We start from the raw sequence: 15,432 nt of genomic DNA, 5'->3' as shown, positions 1-15,432 counted from the left end.
CAGGTATAAAGCATCGTCGTCCGGGCGGCCACGGTGTCGCCGGCGTCGGTGTTGACCCTACTCATACCGCGCACGACGCATGTGTGAACCCGTCCATTCCGAGCGTGGTGGCGCGCCCGCAGGGGTTGACCAGCGTTGCCGTACCCTGTTGCGGGTGAGCACGCTCGCCGCAGAGTCGCCTGAGGCGGCCACCGTAGATCTCCCGTCCCCCCGCACCGCCGTGATCCCGGTCCAGCCGGGCGCGGTGGCCCGTGCCGCGCAGCTGCAGCAGCGCAAGGCCCGATGGGCGATGGTGGGGGCATACGTGTCGCTCACCAAGCCGCGCATCGTCGAGCTGCTGCTCATCACGACGATCCCGGCGATGATGCTGGCCGCCGAGGGGCTGCCCTCGATCTGGCTGATGCTGGTGGTGCTGGTCGGCGGCTCGTTCGCGGCCGGTGCGGCCAACGCCATCAACTGCTACATCGACCGCGACATCGACCCGCTGATGGGCCGCACCTCGCGGCGTCCGCTGGTGACCCACAAGATCTCGCCGAAGTCCGCGCTCGTGTTCGGCCTCACGCTGGCGGTCGCCTCGACCCTGCTGATGGCGGCGTTCACCAACTGGCTGGCCACCGCGCTGACCGTGGCGGCGATCGTCTACTACGACGTGATCTACACCGCCTGGCTGAAGCGCACCACGCCGCACAACACCTTCTGGGGCGGCGTGTGCGGGGCGATGCCGGTGCTCATCGGCTGGGCTGCGGTCACCGGCTCGCTGGCCCCGGCCGCCTGGCTGCTGTTCGGCGTCGTCTTCTTCTGGCAGATGCCGCACTTCTACGCGCTGGCCATCCGCTTCAAGGACGACTACGCCAAGGCCGGCATCCCGATGCTGACGGTGGTGGCGACCCCGCGTCGCGTCGCGATCGAATCCGTGGTCTACTCCTGGCTCACGGTGGCCGTGTCGCTGGCGGTGTGGCCACTGGGCATGTCGTCGGTGTACGGCCTGCCCGCGCTGATCTGCGGTGGCTTCTTCATCCTGGAGGCCCATGGCCTCTACAGCCGCACGGTGAAGGGTGAGGACGTCAAGCCCATGCGGCTGTTCCACTGGTCCACGGCGTACCTCACGATCGTGTTCGTGGCCGCCGCGGTCGACGTGTTCATCTGAGCGGTTTTTACCTGTTTCGGCCGGACACGCCCTTTTTGGGTACGGGGTGTCGGCCAGCTGACTGAAAACTGTCCGTTCTGTGACGCATTGACGATGCTATTTCCGGGCGAACTCGGACACCTGATCTCTGTACACCGGGTTGCGATCACGTAACAGGAATCACAAAAGCTCATCACCATCCCTCCATGGGACACCCGTTCTGCTTATCGTGCTTGGCATGGCAGAAGGTTCAGATACGACGACGACCATCGTCCACCCCGCCGCCAACCTTGTGGCGGTCCTGCGCGCTTTCGCGAGCGAGCACGGGGGAGCGAAGGGAGTCGTCGAGTACGTCGGACGGCGCGGTGCGCGCATCGTGCTGGTGGGCAGTGACGGAACGTGGGGCGACCAGATGGCCGCCAGCACCGACATCGCCCGGGCCGCCTGCGAGAAGGCCGGCATCACCGTGGAGAACGAGTGGGAGCGCGAGCTGATCGAGCTCATGCGCCCCACGAACGACCTCTGGCGTTCCATGTCCAAGCGAGTCCTGGCACGCTGAGGTTCTTTCAGATCCCGCGTTATATTCGGATCTTGTGAGCACATCCCTTGACCACGCGACCCGGGCCCAGGCCCGGGTCGCCCTGGTTTCCGAAGCAGGTTCCGCCCCGTCGCCGCGCGGGGTCCGCCCCCGGGTCGCGATCGTGACCTGCGCCGAGATCCCGCTGCTGGAGGACGACGACCGGCTGGTGCTGCCAGCGCTGGCGGCCCTGGGCGTCGACGCCGAGCCCGTGGTGTGGGACGACCCCTCCGCCGACTGGTCCGCGTACGACCTGGTCGTGCTGCGCTCCCCGTGGGACTACGCGCAGCGCCACGACGAGTTCCTGGCCTGGGCCGGTGGCGTGCCCCGCCTGGTCAACCCGGTCGAGACGGTGGCCTGGAACACGGACAAGCGCTACCTCGCCGAGCTGGCCGCGGCCGGCCTGCCGGTCACCCCGACGACATTCCTCGCTCCCGGCGACGCGTGGACGCCCCCGGCGGGTGACGGCGACTACGTCATCAAGCCCTCCGTGAGCGCCGGCAGCCGCGACACCGGCCGGTACGGCCCCGCCGACGCCGCGCAGGCCGTCGCCCACGTACGCCGCCTCCAAGCCGCCGGCCGGATCACCATGGTCCAGCCGTACCTGCCCGCGGTGGACTCCTACGGCGAGACCGCCCTGCTCTTCTTCGCGGACCCCGCCACCGGCCGCCTGGCCTACAGCCACGCCATCCGCAAGGGTCCGATGCTCACCGGCCCCGACGAGGGCCTGGAGACGCTGTACAAGCCCGAGGAGATCACCCCCCGGGTGCCCACGGCCGCCGAACGTGCGGTGGGCCAGGCCGTCGTGGCGACCCTGCCCGACGGCCTGGTCTACGCCCGCGTCGACCTGATCCCCGATGAGCGCGGCAACCCGCTGCTGGTCGAACTCGAACTCACCGAGCCGTCCGTGTTCATGCTCCACGACGAAAACGCCGCCACCCGCCTCGCCACCGCCATCACCTGGGCCCTCTGACGCCTCCGCCGCTCCGCCCCACCCGCTCCGCTGCCGGGGCGAAGATCGCTGTTGGGTGCCAGAACCTCGGGTCTGACCCCGTGTCCTGACACCAAACAGCGATCTTCGCCGCGCCGCCCCGCGGCAGCCCGCCAAGATCGCGACGATCTTGCGCGAACTGTTGCCGATTCGCCCGAAACACCCGTGTCGTACCCGCAGTTCGTCGCGTCGCGTCGCGTCGCGTCGCGTCGTGCGTCGCGGTGGGGCGCCGTGCGGCGGGGTGCGGTGCGGCGCGCGGTGCGGTGGGGCGCGGTGGGGCGCGGTGGGGCGCGCGGGGCGGGGTGGTTATGGGGTGCGGGAGAGGAAGTCGCGGAGGCCGGCGCCGGGGGGGTCGTCGGGGTGGGCGGTGAGGCCGCGTTCGGCCCAGGAGCGGGCGGCGGCGGGGTCGCCTATGTCGGCCAGGGCTCGGGCCAGGCGGCCGTACTGGGCGGCGTGTTTGAGGTCGCCGCCGATGACCTCGATCAGGGTGGCGGTGTCGCGTTCCCAGCGGGCGAGGCGTTCGACGGCGTCGCGGGCGCTGAGGTCGCCGGGGTCGGCGGCCCAGCGGCGGCGCACGACGGCGCGGTAGTGGTCCAGGCCGCCGGGGCCCAGGGCGGGGCCGTAGGCCCAGATGTCGACGGGGCACCAGCGGCCGGTGTCGAACTGCACGGTGACCAGCCAGTCGGCCAGCTCCACGGGGTCGGGGTCGGGGGCGGCCTGGCGGCAGGCCTCGGCGTGCGTGGCCAGCAGGCGGTTGAGCAGGTTGTCCAGCGCACCGGAGGCGTCGTCGGCGTGGTCGAGGGTGCTCAGCAGCAGCTCGACGGCGTGCGCGAGGGGTTCCCGGGCGACGGCGGCCCGGCCGGTGCGCACCAGGGTGGCCAGCTCCTCGGCGACCTGCGCGGCGCTTTCGGCGTGCCGGACGCTGGCCCAGTAGTCGAGGTCGCCGGTGGTGGTGAAGGTCCGGGTCACCACGCCGGGGAGGGAGTCCTCGGGGTGGGCCTGCGGCGCGCGGCGCAGAGAGGTGGGCACCCCGTCATCATCGCTCTGTCGGGCACTCCGTGAGGGGCTTGCGCGACCGGTTGACGACCGGATCGGAATCTGGCGGTTACCGGACGGTGACCAATGTCCGGTTCGTTTCGTCGCTGGTCAGGCTGGACGCGCTCCCATCGGCTTCGGGAGCGTCGAACCCGGTGGACCAGACCACGGCCAGGGTGGCCACCCATACCGCGCACGCGCCGGCCATGTGCGCACCGACCAGCAGCGCGGGCAGGTGGGTGAAGTACTGCACGAAGCCGATCGCGCCCTGGGCCAGCAGCACCGCCAGCAGGATCGCGCAGGTGCGGGCCATCGGGGCGGCGTTAACGGCGCGGGCGGCGAACCAGCACGCGACGGCCAGGCCCAGCATGAGGAAGACGGCGTCCACGTGCAGCTGGGAGATCATCTCGGGGTTCAGGCCGGTGCGGTGGGCCTTGTCGTCGCCGGCGTGCGGGCCGCTGCCGGTGACCACCACGCCGATCACCACCACGGCGGCCGAGGCGGCGGTCAGCGCCCAGGTGAGCGGGCGGAGCCGAGCCGCCGCGGGTTCCGTGACCGGGCGGGGCATGGTGCGCTGCCAGAGCAGGTACGAGCCGCCGATCATCGCGGCGGACAGCAGGAAGTGCAGGCCCACCACGTACGGATTGAGGTCGGTGAGGACCGTGATGCCGCCCACCACGCCCTGTCCGGGGATGCCCAGCGCGAGGATGACCGCGGGGCGGCGCAGCCGGGCGTGCCGCCAGACGGCCACCACGAGCGCGATCGCGATGGCGGAGAGCACGAAGGTGAGCAGCCGGTTGCCGAACTCGATGGCCCCGTTGATGCCCATCGCCTTCGTGGCGGTGTACGAGTCCTCGGTGCACTTGGGCCAGGTGGGGCAGCCCAGGCCGGAGCCGGTCAGCCGGACCGCGCCACCGGTGATCACGATGCCGATGTTGCCGGCGAGGCCGGCCAGGGCCAGTCGGCGGCGGGTCGCCGCGTCCGAGTTCAGCAGCTGGGGCAGTGGCCACACCGGCACGCGCTCCAGGAGCCGGGTGATCCGGGGGACGAACCCGGCTGCCTTGGCGGTATCGACATCAAGCACGAACCGATGGTAGGCGCGCGTTCCGGGCACGCCGAGTTAGGGCAGGCTGGGTGTCACGAGTCACGCCGCGGGCGGTTTGCGCACGTCGAACTAAATAAGTAACACTGGTGTAGTGAAAAAGGGTGGGGTGATCACAGAGGCATCCGATCGCCGCGTGGGTCATCCTGCCACGCGCGGCCGGGTGATCGAGCTGCTCGCCCAGGGCCCCGCGACCGCGGCGGCGCTGGGGGTGGAGCTGGGACTCAGTCCGGCAGGCGTGCGCCGCCACCTCGACGCGATGTTCGCCGAGGGCCTGGTCAGCGCACGCGAGCAGGTGATCCGCGGCCCGCGCGGCCGGGGACGCCCCGCCAAGGTCTTCTCGCTCACCGACACCGCCCGCGACGGGCTCGGCCGGCACGCCTACGACGGCCTGGCCACGGCCGCGCTGCGTTGGATCGCCGAGCGGGGCGGCGAGCGCGAGGTGGCCGCCTTCGCCGCGGCCCAGATCTCGGTGCTCGAGCAGCGCTGCGAGGCCGCGGTACGCGACTCGGGTGACGATCCTCTCGCCCGCGCGGAGGCGCTCGCGGAGGCGCTGACCGCTCAGGGATACGCTGCGAGCGCGTCCACGATCGCCACCGGCGGGCAGCTGTGCCAGCACCACTGCCCCGTCGCGCACGTCGCCGCCGAGTTTCCGCAGCTGTGCGAGGCCGAGACCGAGGTGATCGGTCGTCTGGTCGGCACGCACGTGCAGCGGCTCGCGACGATCGCGCACGGCGACGGGGTGTGCACCACACACATACCTCCGAAAGTGTTCCGTCCCGGAGCGCCGCCTGGTGGCGCGCCGGCTCCGGCGGGACGAACCGAGCTTGTTCAGATCCACGATGGCGTCACGATGAGGACGGACTCATGACCGAGCAGATCACCACGACCGAGGACCAGCTCGCTGGCCTGGGCAAGTACGAGTACGGCTGGGCCGACCCGGACCTGGCCGGCGTCAACGCGCGGCGCGGTCTGAACGAAGCCGTGGTGCGCGACATCTCGGGCAAGAAGAGCGAAGCCGACTGGATGCTCGAGCTGCGGCTCAAGGGCCTGCGCCTGTTCGGCCGCAAGCCCATGCCGAACTGGGGCGCGGACCTGTCGGGCATCGACTTCGACAACATCAAGTACTTCGTGCGCTCGACCGAGAAGCAGGCGGCGAGCTGGGAAGACCTCCCCGAGGACATCAAGAACACGTACGACAAGCTCGGCATCCCCGAGGCGGAGAAGCAGCGCCTCGTGGCCGGTGTCGCCGCGCAGTACGAGTCCGAGGTCGTCTACCACGCGATCCGTGAGGACCTGGAGCAGCAGGGTGTGCTGTTCCTGGACACCGACACGGCGCTGAAGGAGCACCCGGAGCTGTTCAAGGAGTACTTCGGCACGGTCATCCCGGTGGGCGACAACAAGTTCGCCGCACTGAACACCGCGGTGTGGTCGGGCGGCTCCTTCATCTACGTGCCGCCGGGCGTCAACGTGGAGATCCCGCTGCAGGCCTACTTCCGGATCAACACCGAGAACATGGGCCAGTTCGAGCGGACCCTGATCATCGTCGACGAGGGCGCGTACGTGCACTACGTCGAGGGCTGCACCGCGCCGATCTACTCGTCGGACTCGCTGCACAGCGCGGTCGTCGAGATCATCGTGAAGAAGAACGCGCGCTGCCGGTACACCACGATCCAGAACTGGTCGAACAACGTCTACAACCTGGTCACCAAGCGCGCCGTGTGCCACGAGGGCGCGACCATGGAGTGGGTCGACGGCAACATCGGTTCCAAGGTCACCATGAAGTACCCGGCCGTGTTCATGGTCGGCGAGCACGCCAAGGGCGAGGTGCTCTCGGTGGCCATGGCCGGCGAGGGCCAGCACCAGGACGCGGGCGCCAAGATGGTGCACGCGGCCCCGCACACCTCGAGCACGATCATCAGCAAGTCGATCGCCCGGGGCGGCGGCCGCACCTCGTACCGCGGCCTGGTCCAGGTGCTGGAGGGCTCGCACCACAGCAAGAGCACGGTCAAGTGCGACGCGCTGCTGGTGGACACCATCTCCCGCTCGGACACCTACCCCTACGTGGACATCCGCGAGGACGACGTGTCCATGGGGCACGAGGCGACCGTCTCCAAGGTGAGCGACGACCAGCTCTTCTACCTGATGAGCCGGGGCATGTCCGAGGACGAGGCCATGGCGATGATCGTGCGCGGCTTCATCGAGCCCATCGCCAAGGAGCTCCCCATGGAGTACGCCCTGGAACTGAACCGACTGATCGAACTGCAGATGGAAGGCGCCGTCGGCTGATGAGCACCGAAGTTATCGCACCGCCCAAGACCAAGTCGCAGGCGCTGCGCTCGTTCCACGTCGCCGACTTCCCGGCGCTCACCGGTCGCGAGGAGGAGTGGCGTTTCACGCCGCTCAAGCGGCTGCGGGGCCTGGCGGCCGGCGACCTCGCGGCGTCGGCCGCGCCCAAGCACGAGTACGGCACGCTGCCCGAGGGCGTCACCGTCGCCACGGTGTCGACCTCGGACGCCCGGATCGGCGGGGTGCTGACCCCGTTCGACCGGATCAGCGCCTGGGCCTTCGAGAACGCGGCCGATGCGCTGCTGGTCGAGGTCGCCAAGGAGGCCGTGCTCGCCGAGGCGGTCGTGCTGCGGCTCAACGGCCACGGCGCGGACGGCGCGGCGGCGGCGCACACCTACCTGTCGGTCGGCGCGTTCGCCGAGGCGACCGTGGTGCTGGAGCAGACCGGCAGTGTCACGCTCGCCGACAACGTCGAGATCGCGGTCGCCGACGGCGCGAAGCTGACCCTGGTCACGGTCGCCGACTGGGCCGCCGACGCGGTGCAGGCGCAGCACATCAAGATCCAGCTGGGCCGCGACGCGAAGATCCTGCACGTGCAGGTGTCGCTCGGCGGTGACCTGGTGCGCCAGTTCACCAGCGTCGACTACACCGGCCGCGGCGGCGAGGCCGAGCTCTACGGGCTCTACTTCGCCGACGGCGCGCAGCACATCGAGCACCGCCTGCTGGTGGACCACTCGGTGCCGGACTGCCGCTCGTACGTGGGCTACCGCGGCGCGCTGCAGGGCGAGGGCGCGCACACGGTGTGGGTAGGCGACGTGCTGATCCAGGACGAGGCCACCGGCACCAGCACCTACGAGGTCAACCGCAACCTGCTGCTGTCCGACGGGGCGCGGGCCGACTCGGTGCCGAACCTGGAGATCGAGACCGGCGAGATCGTCGGCGCGGGCCACGCCTCGGCGACCGGCCGCTTCGACGACGAGCAGCTGTTCTACCTGATGGCCCGGGGCATCCCGGAGGCCGAGGCGCGCAAGCTCGTGGTCCGCGGTTTCTTCGCCGAGCTGCTGGGCAAGATCCCGGCCGAGGACCTGCGCGAGCGCCTCGGCGCGGCCATTGAGGAGCGGCTGGAGAAGGCGGGATCGTGACCGACTTCGTTAGGGCTTGTGCCGCCGACGACGTCGCCAAGGGCGCGGCGCTCGCGGTGGACCTCGGCGGCACGCCGGTGGTGGTGGTGCACGCGGAGGACGACGGCTTCTACGCCGCGTACGACGAGTGCTCGCACGCCGCGGTGGCGCTGTCCGAGGGCGAGGTCGACGGCTGCACGCTGGAATGCTGGCTGCACGGCTCGCGTTTCGATCTTCGTACCGGTGCGCCGACCGGCCTGCCCGCCACCGAACCTGTTCCTGTCTTCCCCGTCGACGTCCGTGACGGTGACGTCTACGTCAGCCTGACGCCAAGCAATGGAGTGACCCGATGAGCAAGTTGGAGATCCGCGACCTTCAGGTGTCGGTGAAGCTGCCCGAGGGCGAGCTGAAGCCGATCCTGCACGGGGTCACGCTGACCGTGGAGTCGGGTCAGACGCACGCCATCATGGGCCCGAACGGGTCCGGCAAGTCGACCCTGGCCTACTCGATCGCGGGCCACCCGAAGTACGAGATCACCGGTGGCACGGTGACCCTGGACGGCCAGGACGTGCTCGCGATGACCGTGGACGAGCGCGCCCGCGCGGGCCTGTTCCTGGCCATGCAGTACCCGGTCGAGGTTCCCGGCGTGTCGGTGGCGAACTTCCTGCGCACCGCGAAGACCGCGATCGACGGCGAGGCGCCCAAGCTGCGCACCTGGGCCGGCGAGCTGAAGGGCTCGATGGAGAAGATGGGCATGGACCCCGCCTTCGCCCAGCGCAACGTGAACGAGGGCTTCTCCGGCGGTGAGAAGAAGCGGCACGAGATCGTGCAGCTGGAGCTGCTCAAGCCGAAGATCGCGATCCTCGACGAGACCGACTCCGGCCTCGACGTGGACGCGCTGCGCGTGGTCAGCGAGGGCGTGAACCGGGTCAAGGAGAACAGCGACACCGGCATGCTGCTGATCACCCACTACACCCGGATCCTGCGCTACATCAAGCCCGACTTCGTGCACGTGTTCGTGGCCGGCCGGATCGTCGAAGAGGGCGGCCCGGAGCTGGCGGACAAGCTCGAGGCCGAGGGCTACGAGCGCTACGCGGCCGGCGCCGGCGCGGCCGCCGTGGGCGCCTGAGGGAGCTGAGCAGACGATGACCGCATTGACCATCCCGGCCGGGATGCCGCAGTACGACGACAAGCCGCGCTTCGACGTGGAGCGCGTGCGCGCCGACTTCCCGATCCTGGGCCGGGAGGTCAACGGTCATCCGCTCGTCTACCTGGACAGCGGCAACACCTCGCAGAAGCCGCGCCAGGTCATCGACGCGGTCGCCCGCTACTACGCCGAGCACAACGCCAACGTGGCGCGCTCGGTGCACACGCTGGGCACCGAGTCGACCGAGGCGTACGAGGGCGCGCGGGCCAAGGTCGCCGCGTTCATCGGCGCGCCCAGCGTGGACGAGGTGGTGTTCACCAAGAACGCCACCGAGGCGCTGAACCTGGTCGCGCACGCGTTCGGCCCGCACGCGCAGGACCCGCGCTTCCGGCTGGGCCCCGGCGACGAGATTGTGATCTCGGAGATGGAGCACCACTCCAACATCGTGCCGTGGCAGCTGCTGTGCCAGCGCACCGGCGCGACGCTGCGGTGGTTCGGCCTCACCGAGTCCGGCCGCCTGGACGAGTCGAACCTCGACGAGCTGGTCAACGAGCGGACGAAGATCGTCTCGATCGTGCACATGTCGAACGTGCTCGGCACCGTCAACGCCACCGCGCGCATCACCGCGCGGGTGCGCGAGGTCGGCGCGCTGCTGATGCTCGACTGCTCGCAGTCGGTGCCGCACCTGCCGATGGACGTCGTCGACTACGACGTGGACTTCATCGCGTTCACCGGGCACAAGATGCTGGCGCCGACCGGCATCGGCGTGCTGTGGGGGCGCGGCGAGCTGCTCAACGTCATGCCGCCGTTCCTGGGCGGCGGGTCGATGATCGAGACGGTCAAGATGACCGGCTCGACGTTCGCCCCGGCCCCGGCCCGGTTCGAGGCGGGCACCCCGCCGATCGCGCAGGCGGTCGGGCTGGGCGCCGCGATCGACTACCTGAACGCGGTCGGCATGGACGCGGTCGCCTGGCACGACAAGGAGCTGACGGCGTACGCGCTGGACGCCCTGGACACCGTGCCGGGCCTGCGCATCTACGGCCCGAGGGTGCCGGTCGGGCGCGGTGCGACCATCTCGTTCACACTGGACAAGATCCACCCGCACGACGTGGGTCAGGTGCTCGACTCGCTCGGTGTGCAGGTTCGGGTCGGCCACCACTGCGCCAAGCCGATCTGCGACCGTTTCTCGGTGCCCGCGCTCACCCGGGCCTCGTTCTACCTCTACACGACGACCGACGAGGTCGACGCGCTCGTGCGCGGCCTGGATCAGGTGCGGAAGGTCTTCGCTTAGCCATGCAGCTCGACCAGCTCTACCAGGAGATAATCCTGGACCACTACAAGCGCCCGCAGGGGCGCGGGTTGCGCGAGCCCTTCGCGGCCGGCGTGCACCATGTGAATCCCACCTGCGGCGACGAGATCACCCTCCGGGTCGCCCTGGACGGGGAGACCATCAGCGACATCTCGTACGACGGGCAGGGCTGCTCGATCAGCCAGGCGTCCGCGAGCGTGCTGCACGAGCTGCTGTCCGGCCGCAAGGTCGACGACGCGCTCGCCGTGCACGCCGCGTTCGTCGAGCTGATGGGCGGCAAGGGCCAGGTCGTGCCCGACGAGGAGGTGCTGGGGGACGCGGTCGCGTTCGCCGGCGTCGCCAAGTACCCCGCGCGGGTCAAATGCGCGCTGCTGTCCTGGATGGCGTTGAAGGACGCGGTCGCTCAGGCCGTCGCCCTCGAGAAGGAGGAAGTGTGATGAGCGAGACCGACATCGTCGACAGCACCGTCGAGGCCGCGCCGGTCGAGGCCGCCGCGCCGAAGGCCGCCAAGAAGGCCGAGGTCGACGAGGTACGCGAGGCCATGAAGGACGTCGTGGACCCCGAGCTGGGCATCAACGTGGTCGACCTGGGCCTGGTGTACGGCGTCCACATCGACGACGAGAACGTGGCCACCCTCGACATGACGCTGACCTCGGCGGCCTGCCCGCTGACCGACGTCATCGAGGACCAGACCCGCGCCGCGCTGACCACCGGCCCCGGTGGCGGGCTGGTGAACGACATGCGCATCAACTGGGTGTGGCTGCCGCCGTGGGGTCCCGACAAGATCACCGACGACGGCCGCGACCAGCTGCGCTCCCTCGGCTTCAACGTCTGACCGACGTACGTCCACGAAGGGCGTCCACCCACCGGGTGGACGCCCTTCGTGCGTCCCGCGCCCGGACTCGCGGGATAATCCAGTTGATCAGGTCCAGGTAGCCGTAGGAGGCTCGCGGCCATGCGTATCGCCACCCTCGCGGAGCGTCCCGACCTCGTCGACGCCCTGTGGGACATGCCCACCGCCTGGCCGGAGTTCATGCTCCACGACCCCATCTCGAACCTCTACTACGGCCTGGCCGTCCAGGAGTGGCCGGAATACATCCTGGTCGCCGAGGACCCGGCTGAGCCGGGACGGCTCGTCGCCAAAGGGCACAGCGTGCCGTTCCTGCTGCCCGAGGGCGACGAGCTGCCGACTGACGGCTGGGACGGCGCGCTGCGCCGCGCGCTGCGGGCCCGGGTGGCGGGGGAGCAGCCGAACATCGTCTCCGCGATCGAGATCTCGGTGCGCCCCGACCGGCAGGGCACCGGACTGTCCGCGCTGATGCTGGCCGCGATGCGGGACAACGCGGCCCGGCTGGGCTTCGCCGACCTGGTCGCGCCGGTGCGGCCGAACGGGGCCAAGGACCCGGCCGAGCCGATGACGTCGTACGCGTACCGGACCCGCGCCGACGGCCTGCCCGTGGACCCGTGGCTGCGGGTGCACGTGCGCGCGGGCGGCGTCATCGAGAAGATCGCCCCGCGCTCGATGGTCATCCCGGGCACCTGCGCGGAGTGGCGGACGTGGACCGGGCTGCCGTTCGACACCACCGGCCCCGTGCACGTGCCCAGGGCGCTCACCCCGGTGCACAACGACGCCGAGCACGACTGGGCCGTGTACGTCGAGCCCAACGTGTGGATACGGCACCGCACCGGCGCCTGAGACATCGATCGGAAAATAGGTCGCGGGCGGGTCGGCGGCAACCCAGAATGGCCGCATGACCGCTACCTGCCTGCGCCTCGCGCCCCTGTCCGCCTCGGCGGAAGGACGGCGTCGACAGCAGCGTGGGCCCGTGGCCGGAACGAGCCGCCCGCAGTCGTGATCGCCGCCGGAGTGGCGGGTCTGCTGGCGGGGTACGGCGTAGCCGTGCCCGTCGGCGCGATCGCGCTGTTGCTGATGAGCCTCACCGCCCGCACCTCGCTGCGGATCGGCGCCGCCGCCGCGCTGGGCGTGGCGGCCGCCGACGGGATCTACGCCCTGATCGCCGTGCTGGGCGGGGCCGCCCTGGCCCGCTGGATCGAACCGATCGCCACGCCGCTGCGCTGGGTCGCCGTGGCCGTGCTGCTCTACATCGCGGGACACACCGCGGTGAGCGCGGTGCGCCACTACCGCGACCCGGCGCGGGCCCGCGAGACGAAGCTGCTGGACACCCCGGGCCGGGCCTTCCTGGCGCTGCTGGGCCTGACCCTGCTCAACCCGATGACCGTCGTGTACTTCGGCGCGCTGGTCCTCGGCGGGCGGCAGGCGATGGACGGGCTGACCGGCCCGGAGGGCGCGGTGTTCGTGACCGCCGCCTTCCTCGCCTCGGCCAGCTGGCAGCTGACCGTCGCGGCGGGCGGAGCGCTGGTCGGCCGGGTGCTCGCCACGCCGCGCGGACGCCTGGTCACCGCCCTGGTGTCCAGCCTGGTGATCTCAGTCCTCGCGGTGGCGCTCGTCGTGGCAGAGTAGGCGCCATGCTGCCTACCCCCTCCGCTCTGCTGCTCGACTTCGGCGGGGTGATCGTCGAGTCCGGACGGTCACCCCGGCCGGATGACTCCACCCCTCGGCACGCCGAACTCGTCCAGCGCGTCCACCGGCTCACCGGCGGCGTGGTCGGCGAGGACGAGATCCGCCACGCGCTGGACAGCGCGAAGAAGGCCCGCTCGCGGATGCGCGAGAACACCGAGGAATGCCTGGAGATCAGCCACGAGCAGCTCTGGGGGGAGCTCATCGCCGTCGAGTGGCCGGCGGTGGCGCGGGCCACGGTGCTGGTGCACGCCAGCGACCTGACCCGGCAGTGGGCGCTGCGGCCCGACTGGCGGCTGCGGCCCGGCATCGCCGACCTGCTGGACTTCACGGTGGGCCGGGGCATGCCGGTCGCCGTGGTCAGCAACACCCCCTGCGGCCAGGCCCACCGCGAGGCGCTCGACGGGTTCGGGCTGACCGGAGCGATCGCCGCCCAGATCTACAGCGACGAGCTGGGCGTGTACAAGCCGCATCCGAGCATGATCTGGGCCGCGGCGCGGGACATCGGCGTGGCCGCGGCCGACTGCTGGTACGTCGGCGACCAGCCGCATCGCGACGTCCTCTGCGCCCGGCGGGCCGGGGTGGGCGCCGCCATCCTCATGCCGGAGGGCGAGCCCCGCGAGGTCGGCGAGAACACGCCCGACGCGGTCGTCGCCGACGGCACGGAGCTGCTCGCGCTGCTCCGGCAGGCGCTGTAGGGACGGTCACCGGGCCATCGCGTCCACCGGAGGCCGCGCTAGCGGTGGGCGGCCGGGTGGCCGTGGCGCCGGGCGCGCCGCTCCGCCACCGCCTGCATCACGGGCATCAGCGCCAGGAGCGGCAACGCCAGGTTGGCCAGGAACAAGGCGGCGACAAGGGTGGCCACCATGGCGCTGGTCGCGATCACGCCACGGCGCACCGCCCGCTGCACCGCTTCGGCCCGGCCGGGGCGCTGCAGGGGCACGCGATCGCGGATGCGCAGCGACAGCAGCAGGCCGCTGAACGCGATGAAGACCAGGTTGGCCAGGTACAGCAGGGTCGCGCCGCGCCCCTGGTCGACCTCGTACGTCAGCACCGCCGTCGGCACCGGCAGGAACACCACGCCCAGCAGCCACAGGCTGTTGAGCAGCATGATGCCCTCGCCGACGTCGAGGAGGTTGTCGAAGACCCGGCGGTGCACCATCCAGAACAGCGACACCACCACGAACGACATCACGAACGCGGCGAAGTCACCGGCATGGTCGCGCACGATGTCGCGGACGGTCTCGGTCTGCGCGTCCCGGGCGGTGTCGACCAGCGGCAGGATCAGCAGGGTCAGCGCGATCGCGACGACCCCGTCGGTGTACGCCGTCAGGCGGACCAGCGAGCGGGACTCCTGCACACCTCTGGGTACCACAACCGCCCTGGTCAGCTCAGGTGCTTGAGGGCTTCCCGCCGGGACAGCCCGGACAGTTCGTCGTGGTGCGCGGCGACGAAGGCGCGTACCGCCGCCGGGTCGGTCCTGGCGTATTCGCGCAGCGCCCAGCCGATCGCCTTGCGGATGAAGAAGTCCGGGTGCCCGGCCTGCGCCGCGCAGTAGCGCAGCAGCCGGGGCGCGTCGGTGGCCGCCTTGTACGTCAGCTGGTGCAGGATCGCCGTCCGGACGAGCCACAGGTCGCCGCCGGCGGCCCAGCCGTCCATCGTGGCGGCCAGTTCCGGATGCCGGGCCACCAGCGCGCCGACCACGTGCGCGGCGAGCGCGTCCACCGTGTCCCACCAAGGCTTCGTGGTGATCAGATGCCGGGCGGTGTCGAGGAAGCCGGCGTCCAGCACCCGGGCGTGTCGGCGCAGCAGCACGCAGGCGAGGTACTGGTACTCCCGCTCGGGCCGTTCCCAGCAGGTCAGGGCGACCTCGCGCAGCGTCGCCGCGCCGGGGCGGGGCAGCTCGGCCAGCGCCGCGCGGAGCACCTGCTGCACAGCCGGGCTGGGCACGCCGAGGAACGGGAACTGGTCGCGCATGTACGCCCGCATCGCCGTGGCCCGCACGGGGTCGGCGAGCGCGGCCAGCCGCTCGTCGAGCTGCGCCATGAGCAGGGCGGCGGCGCGGGCCTGCTCCTCGGCCGGGGACGGCATGCCGTGCGCGCCCGACCCCGGCTGCGCGGGGCGGCCCGGAACTGCCGGCGCCATGCCACCTCCTGCGTATTGGCCTGCGGTGATCGCCCACGGCCGGTGGAATAC

General features: G+C 71.0%; 18 protein-coding genes. 14 read left to right on the top strand and 4 right to left on the bottom strand.

Annotated features, from left to right (window positions below; genetic code table 11):
- Window positions 1–244 precede the first annotated feature (244 nt).
- The 3 genes from FLL47_RS16225 to FLL47_RS16215 all read left to right on the top strand — a co-directional run bounded on the left by FLL47_RS16225 (window position 245) and on the right by FLL47_RS16215 (window position 2,676).
- Entirely contained in the window at window positions 245–1,147 is a 903-nt protein-coding gene (locus tag FLL47_RS16225; protein ID WP_281286726.1) for a heme o synthase, read from the top strand.
- Window positions 1,148–1,364: 217 nt separating this feature from the next.
- Window positions 1,365–1,685: a hypothetical protein gene (locus tag FLL47_RS16220; RefSeq protein ID WP_144121344.1), complete on the top strand. Its 321-nt coding sequence runs from the start codon at window positions 1,365–1,367 to the stop codon at window positions 1,683–1,685.
- A gap of 82 nt (window positions 1,686–1,767) precedes the next feature.
- The gene (locus FLL47_RS16215) at window positions 1,768–2,676 is read left to right on the top strand and encodes an ATP-grasp domain-containing protein (RefSeq protein ID WP_144121597.1); all 909 of its coding nucleotides are present in this window, start codon (window positions 1,768–1,770) and stop codon (window positions 2,674–2,676) included.
- A 324-nt stretch (window positions 2,677–3,000) separates the two neighbouring features.
- Here the strand turns inward: FLL47_RS16215 and FLL47_RS16210 are convergent, their stop codons facing one another.
- On the bottom strand, window positions 3,001–3,723 hold the full coding sequence (locus FLL47_RS16210) for a hypothetical protein (RefSeq protein ID WP_144121343.1): 723 nt from the start codon (window positions 3,721–3,723) through the stop codon (window positions 3,001–3,003).
- A gap of 76 nt (window positions 3,724–3,799) precedes the next feature.
- Window positions 3,800–4,732 carry a COX15/CtaA family protein gene (locus FLL47_RS16205; protein WP_144121596.1) on the bottom strand — a complete coding sequence of 311 codons (933 nt, stop codon included), beginning with the start codon at window positions 4,730–4,732 and terminating at the stop codon, window positions 3,800–3,802.
- Between the two features lie 193 nt (window positions 4,733–4,925).
- Between FLL47_RS16205 and FLL47_RS16200 the strand changes: the two genes are divergently transcribed.
- The 11 genes from FLL47_RS16200 (at window position 4,926) to FLL47_RS16150 (ending at window position 13,934) form a co-directional block, all read left to right on the top strand.
- A complete protein-coding gene (locus FLL47_RS16200; protein ID WP_425457699.1) occupies window positions 4,926–5,702 on the top strand; it encodes a helix-turn-helix transcriptional regulator in 777 nt (258 codons plus the stop codon).
- The gene (gene sufB, locus FLL47_RS16195; protein ID WP_144121341.1) at window positions 5,699–7,120 is read left to right on the top strand and encodes a Fe-S cluster assembly protein SufB; all 1,422 of its coding nucleotides are present in this window, start codon (window positions 5,699–5,701) and stop codon (window positions 7,118–7,120) included. The genes FLL47_RS16200 and sufB overlap by 4 nt, the downstream gene beginning before the upstream one ends.
- Window positions 7,120–8,262: a Fe-S cluster assembly protein SufD gene (sufD, locus tag FLL47_RS16190; protein WP_144121340.1), complete on the top strand. Its 1,143-nt coding sequence runs from the start codon at window positions 7,120–7,122 to the stop codon at window positions 8,260–8,262. The genes sufB and sufD overlap by 1 nt, the downstream gene beginning before the upstream one ends.
- A complete protein-coding gene (locus FLL47_RS16185) occupies window positions 8,259–8,594 on the top strand; it encodes a non-heme iron oxygenase ferredoxin subunit (protein ID WP_144121339.1) in 336 nt (111 codons plus the stop codon). The genes sufD and FLL47_RS16185 overlap by 4 nt, the downstream gene beginning before the upstream one ends.
- On the top strand, window positions 8,591–9,370 hold the full coding sequence (sufC, locus tag FLL47_RS16180) for a Fe-S cluster assembly ATPase SufC (protein WP_144121338.1): 780 nt from the start codon (window positions 8,591–8,593) through the stop codon (window positions 9,368–9,370). The genes FLL47_RS16185 and sufC overlap by 4 nt, the downstream gene beginning before the upstream one ends.
- A 16-nt stretch (window positions 9,371–9,386) precedes the next feature.
- Window positions 9,387–10,679: a cysteine desulfurase gene (locus FLL47_RS16175; protein ID WP_144121337.1), complete on the top strand. Its 1,293-nt coding sequence runs from the start codon at window positions 9,387–9,389 to the stop codon at window positions 10,677–10,679.
- Between the two features lie 2 nt (window positions 10,680–10,681).
- Window positions 10,682–11,134, top strand: a complete 453-nt coding sequence (gene sufU, locus FLL47_RS16170; protein WP_144121336.1) for a Fe-S cluster assembly sulfur transfer protein SufU — start codon at window positions 10,682–10,684, stop codon at window positions 11,132–11,134.
- Window positions 11,134–11,532 carry a metal-sulfur cluster assembly factor gene (locus FLL47_RS16165; protein WP_144121335.1) on the top strand — a complete coding sequence of 133 codons (399 nt, stop codon included), beginning with the start codon at window positions 11,134–11,136 and terminating at the stop codon, window positions 11,530–11,532. Before sufU ends, FLL47_RS16165 begins: the two co-directional genes overlap by 1 nt.
- 120 nt (window positions 11,533–11,652) lie before the next feature.
- Window positions 11,653–12,393, top strand: a complete 741-nt coding sequence (locus FLL47_RS16160; protein ID WP_144121334.1) for an N-acetyltransferase — start codon at window positions 11,653–11,655, stop codon at window positions 12,391–12,393.
- Between the two features lie 156 nt (window positions 12,394–12,549).
- Window positions 12,550–13,179, top strand: coding sequence for a LysE family transporter (locus tag FLL47_RS16155; protein WP_144121333.1), 630 nt, complete (start codon window positions 12,550–12,552; stop codon window positions 13,177–13,179).
- A 5-nt stretch (window positions 13,180–13,184) separates the two neighbouring features.
- Window positions 13,185–13,934 carry an HAD family hydrolase gene (locus FLL47_RS16150; protein WP_144121332.1) on the top strand — a complete coding sequence of 250 codons (750 nt, stop codon included), beginning with the start codon at window positions 13,185–13,187 and terminating at the stop codon, window positions 13,932–13,934.
- 38 nt (window positions 13,935–13,972) lie between these two features.
- Here FLL47_RS16150 and FLL47_RS16145 read toward each other — a convergent pair whose 3' ends face one another.
- Window positions 13,973–14,596 (bottom strand): TMEM175 family protein, encoded by a 624-nt coding sequence (locus FLL47_RS16145; protein WP_186315759.1) that lies wholly within the window; start codon window positions 14,594–14,596, stop codon window positions 13,973–13,975.
- A gap of 26 nt (window positions 14,597–14,622) precedes the next feature.
- Complete coding sequence (locus tag FLL47_RS16140; protein WP_144121330.1) at window positions 14,623–15,381, bottom strand: DNA alkylation repair protein; 759 nt, start codon at window positions 15,379–15,381, stop codon at window positions 14,623–14,625.
- Window positions 15,382–15,432 lie beyond the last annotated feature (51 nt).

Origin of the sequence: Catellatospora sichuanensis (assembly GCF_007483665.1) — a bacterium.
Lineage (GTDB): Bacteria > Actinomycetota > Actinomycetes > Mycobacteriales > Micromonosporaceae > Catellatospora > Catellatospora sichuanensis.
Note: the sequence above shows the minus strand (reverse complement) of the source record. Positions and strands in the feature narration are given on the sequence as shown.